Below are 5,039 nucleotides of genomic sequence, written 5' to 3' on the forward strand. Positions count from 1 at the left end.
CTCGACGTGCTGCAAAAACTGCTGCGCGAGTGAGGTTTCGGGGATAGTCGTTTCAGTGCGGCCAGCACATCAGATGCTCGGCGCGCAGATGGGCCACGACGGGCGCACCCGCGTGCAGGCCGTGGTGGGCAATCAGCCGCAGCGGGGCGCGCAGCCACAGCCGTGCGTCGCCGCATCGCATCGCCAGAGTCGCGCTCGCGCCCTGCACCACCAAGTGTTCGATCTGGCCTGAGACCGGGTTTTCCAGATCGGCGGTCTGGCCCGGTTTGAGCGGGGGCAGGCGCACCTCGTCGGGCGACACGGCCCAGTCCACCAGGCAGCCGATCTCGCACGACGCCATCAAGGGCGCCCACAGTGGCAGCCCGCCTTCTTCCCACTGCAACAGCGTCAGTCCGCGCTCAACCGCGTGGCGCAGCACGCGCGCGGTAAAACGGTTGCGCACGCCCAGCAGCGCCGCAGCCGCCTGATTGGCCGGATGCGCAAACACCTCGGCAGGCGGCCCCTGCTGAATGACCTGCCGACCCGAGAGCACCACCACCCAGTCAGACATGGCCGCCAGGCTGGCATCGTGCGTGGCGGCCAGCGCGGGCATGGAGAGCTGGTGCATGCGCGAAACCAGCTCGGCCATGATGTCGTCGCGGGTGCTGGCATCGAGCGCTGAGGTAGGTTCGTCGAGCAGCAGCACCTGCGGCTGCCGTGCGAGCGCGCGGGCCAGCGCCACGCGCTGCTGCTGTCCGCCCGAGAGCTGGGCGGGACGCAACTCGGTCTGCTGCGCCAGCCCGACCGACTGCAGCAACTTCACCGCCGTCTCCCGCTGCTTGCCCAGCGCCCCGCCCAGCGCATAGGCCACGTTCTCCCAGGCGCGCAAATGCGGAAACAGCGCATAACCCTGCGGCAGATAGCCCACAGGCCGACGCTGCGGCGGCAGGGCGCCGAAAGGCGGACCCTGGCTGGGAATGAGCCCAGCGAGCGCCTTCAGCACCGTGGACTTGCCTTCGCCGCTGGAGCCGAGCAGGGCGGTGAAGCCGTGCACTTCGAAATCGACGTCGAGCGTGATCGGCTGGCGGATCTGCAGATTGACGTGCAGGCGGGCGGGCGAGGGCATGATGTCGGACAACGGTTCAGACGCCGCCCTGCCCGCGCCGCGACAGCGCGCCGAGCAGCAGGGGCAGGGGCAGGCCGATGAGGAAGAACAGCCAAAGCAGCGGGTACACCGCGGGCAGGCCGGTGTCCTGCAGGTTGACCCACAGCTTCACCGGAATGCCCTGCGGGTAATACGCCACGATCAGCACAATGCCGAACTCGCCCAGCGCCCGCACCCAGGCCAGCGCCACCCCGGCGGCCAGGCCCAGCCCCGAAAGCGGCACGGTAATGCGCCAGAAAGTGCGCCAGGGCGACTGCCCCAGAGTGAGCGAAATCTGCTCAAGCTCTCGCGGCACACCCTCAAACGCCGAGCGCGCGGCGACGATGAAATACGGCGCGCTGCCATACACCTGCGCCAGCAGAAAGGCCGAAGGCGTGTTGGTGAGATTGAGGCCGAGATGCCCCAGCGGCTGGCCGATCCAGCTGTACGGCCCGTAACTCATCGACAGCAACAGGCCCATGGCCAGCGGCGGCGTGAGCAGCGGCAGCAGCACCAGCATCTCCATGATCCACTTGCCGCGAAAGTCGTGCCGCGCCAGCCACCAGGCCACCGGCGTGGCGAAAAGCACCACGATGGCCACGGCGATCAGGCTGTAGCTCACCGACACCCAGAGCGAGCCCAGGTCGCCTTGCTGCAGATGCAGCGCGTGCCACGGCGTGCTGATGAACAGCCCGGCGAACGGCAGGCTGAGAAACAGCAGCCCGGCCAGCCCGGCGGCCGCCACGATCCACGCGCGGCGTGCAGGCGCTTGCTTGGCGTGCGGCGCAAAGAACGGGGCTGCGGCGGTATCCAGCGGAGTCGGCGTCATGCCGTCATTGTCGCCGCAGCCCAAAGCTCAGCGGGCCCACTCAATGTGCCGGATGAAGGTCGCCGCCCTTGGGGGCGCTATAGCCGTATTTTTTGAAAAGGGCCTGGCCCTCGGCGCTGGTCATGAGTTTGACGAAGTCTGCACCGGCTTTGGGGTTAGGCGCGTTTTTCAGCACCGCGGCATAAAACACCAGCGGCTGGGTGGACAGGGTGTCGGTCTTGCCGTTGGGGAGTTTGAGGTCGAAGTGCGCCTTGCTGTACCACTTTTCGATCATGCCGGGATCGCTGAGATTGATCTCTTCCGGCAGCTTGATATAGGGCAGCTTGTGCGAAATCACCGCGCTCAGATAGCCCGAAGTGGCGTCGAGCTGGCCCGACTCCAGTCGTGAGAGCAGTGAGGGCTCGGTGAAAATTTGCTGCTGGTTTTCGACCTTGCCCAGAATCTTGTCGGCCAGTCCGGGCTGCTTGTAAAAGTCTTGCGCCAGCAGCATGGTGAACACAATGTTGCGGCCTTGCGGGTCGGTTTTCGGGTCGGTACGGCCAAAGAGCAGGCCCGGTTTTTCGAGCACCGAATACCACGGCATTTTTCCGGCAGCAGCGGCCTTGAAGTCGGCAGCGAACTTGCTCTTGTCGCTATAGGCAATCACCATCTGCGTGCTGGCCACCGGCACGGCGGTATCGACCAGTCCGACCTTCTGAAGCACCTCGACGGGGCCGGGGGTGATGGAGACGAACACATCGGGGTTGATCTGCTTGACGGCAATCAGATGCGCCAGGCCGTAAGCCCCGGCGCCTTTGCCCTGATATTGCACCTTGGCCTGTTGGGCGATGGTCGGGCCGAGCGCCTTGTCCATCAAGGCGCCCATCGAACCGGCATAGGCGACCGACAAAACCGGCTCTGCCGCCAAGGCAGCCGTCATGCCGCTCATGCCGATGGCGCTTGCGAGGGAAAGTTTCAAGAGAATACGACGACGCATAAAAAGCTCTTGGGTTGATATTTACGAGCAGACGGATAGGGCATGAATATGCGCCATACGTGATGTTCTGTGAAATATAACGAAGTGATTTGAAGAGAAGTGTTCTCAGGTGTAAACGCGGTACGGCCGCCGCCCGATTCAGCCGGGTTCGCCAGACTGGCGATCGCGCAATTGCTCGGCCACGCCCTGCATGGCGCGGTCCATCAGTCCCTGCGCCTCCAGCGGCAGGATGAGGCCCTGCGCGGCCATGCGCTCCAGCGCACGGCGGGTCATGGAATGCGCGCGGCCGCCCACCTTGCTGGAGAACATGTAGAACAGCCCTTGCGGACTTCGCCAAGTGAGCTGCGCGCGGGCGTTGCGCCCCTGAATCTGCAACTGCACCCAGGTGCCGATATCGAGCGAGGCGATCAGCCCCGCCACTTCGGAGGGCGAGAGCAGCGCAGGCTCGCCCGGCGGCACGCTGGCCGGGCCTTGCTGCGACTCGGCCGCCTCCGCCGCAGGCGTATGCGGCTCGGCGGGCACATCGCTGGCTTCGATCAGCCCGCTCGTGAGTTTTTCTTCATTGCGTACCAGCGCCTCGGGCATGGCCGCTGCCGCCGCCGCATTGGTGTGCGGGTGCAGCAGCCGCGACCATTCGCGCTGCAGCAGCAGCGCGTCGTCGCGCGAGGTGGCCTGCTGCGCCTCGCCCTGGCCGCGTATGGCCTGCGCCTGGGCGTCCATCAGCCAGGCCATGAACTCCTGGCGCTTGTCGGCAGGCAAGGAAATCAGGTCGAGGCCCTGGCCGAGCCGTTGCACCAGCGTGGGCAGCAGCCCGAGCAGCGCCTTGCGATCGGCTTCGGCGGTCTTGGGCTGCACGCTCCAGATCAGGTCGCTGGCGGTTTGCTTGTAGGTCTGGGTGATCTCGGCGTCTTCGCCGTGGCGCAGTACGGATTCGGCCAGCACGGTGGACCAGTGCTCCAGCATGAATTCGCGCAGTTGCGGGTGGGTGTGCAGACGTGCGAACACCTCGTGCAGATGCCGATACAGCGCTCCGTGCAGCAGGCTGCGGAACTCGGCGCGGCGCAGGGCATCGACCGCATCGGCCTGCTGCTGCTCGACCACGGCGGCGCTTTCGGCGATATGGCGCTGCAGGTCGGCGAGTTGCTGTGCAAACACCGTGGCATCGTCTTCCTCGGCGTTGACCACGGCCTCGACCATGCGCGACAGAAACGGCAGGAAGCGCTGGGCCGCGGGCTCTTCCACGCTGGAAAAACCCGCGCTGTATTCGGCCACCCGGTTGAGTAATTTGCGCGTGGGGTGGTTGCGCGAGGAAAACAGGCTGGCGTCGCGCAACCCCAGTCGCAGCACCGGAATTTGCAGGCGGGCGAGTTGCGCCTTGACCGCAGGCAGCAGCTTCGGGTCAGCGAGGATGTGATCGAACAGCAGCGAGACCACGTCGATGGTGAGCCGCTCCAGCGGCCGGTTGGCGACCTCGTAGAGGCTTTGCCGATGCTGTTCGATGAGGTTCACCGTCGCCGCGGCGGCGGCGGGTTCGTCGCGCCAGTTCACCTCGCGCAGCCCCAGACGGTCGGTCAGCAGCAGACGATCGAGTGCATCGCGCAACTGCGGGTTGAGGCCATAGGCCTGGCCGAACACCGAAGGGCTGAAGCCCGAAGCCGCCGGGCCGGTCGGGCCGAAGCCAGAGGGTGCAAAGCCGCTGTGGCCGCCGTCCGGCGCGCCTTGAGCACCTTGCGCGCCCTGAACACTTTGCCCGACGGATGGCGCCGCAGCGAAACGCCCGGCGAGCAATTGCTGCAAGGCTTCCAGATGCAGCTCCGCGCCGGTTTGTGCGGCGTTGACCAGCGCCTGCTCGTCCATCGCTGTGGCAGCGGCGCTGCGTGCAGGCGCGCGGCGCATCTGACGGTATTGCGCGGGCTCGACCTGTAGTTCGGCCAAGCGTTTGTTGTAGAGCGAGTAGGTGTCTTTCAGCGCAGCCGACATGCCCTTGCCGAAAGCGCGCAGCAGCCCGAGGCGTTCTTCCGCGTCGAGATCGACCACGCCGAGCGCGTGGTGCAGCGATTTGCTGAACACCTCGGGCCGCAGCGGGTTGGCCTGCGGCGCGGCGTGCTCAC

4 protein-coding genes are annotated in these 5,039 nt (G+C 66.2%); all 4 read right to left on the reverse strand.

The annotated features are described in order from the left end of the window. Positions 1-52 precede the first annotated feature (52 nt). On the reverse strand, positions 53-1,105 hold the full coding sequence (locus AC2VLV_RS12880; RefSeq protein WP_486990370.1) for an ABC transporter ATP-binding protein: 1,053 nt from the start codon (positions 1,103-1,105) through the stop codon (positions 53-55). Positions 1,106-1,121: 16 nt separating this feature from the next. Next, entirely contained in the window at positions 1,122-1,952 is an 831-nt protein-coding gene (locus AC2VLV_RS12885) for an ABC transporter permease subunit (protein ID WP_486990371.1), read from the reverse strand. Between the two features lie 40 nt (positions 1,953-1,992). After that, positions 1,993-2,910 carry an extracellular solute-binding protein gene (locus tag AC2VLV_RS12890; protein ID WP_486990372.1) on the reverse strand — a complete coding sequence of 306 codons (918 nt, stop codon included), beginning with the start codon at positions 2,908-2,910 and terminating at the stop codon, positions 1,993-1,995. A gap of 156 nt (positions 2,911-3,066) precedes the next feature. Then, positions 3,067-5,039: DUF1631 family protein (locus tag AC2VLV_RS12895; RefSeq protein WP_486990373.1), on the reverse strand; the 1,973-nt coding region annotated here is incomplete at its 5' end.

The sequence above is a fragment of the Thiomonas sp. TH-17 genome (assembly GCF_057473305.1).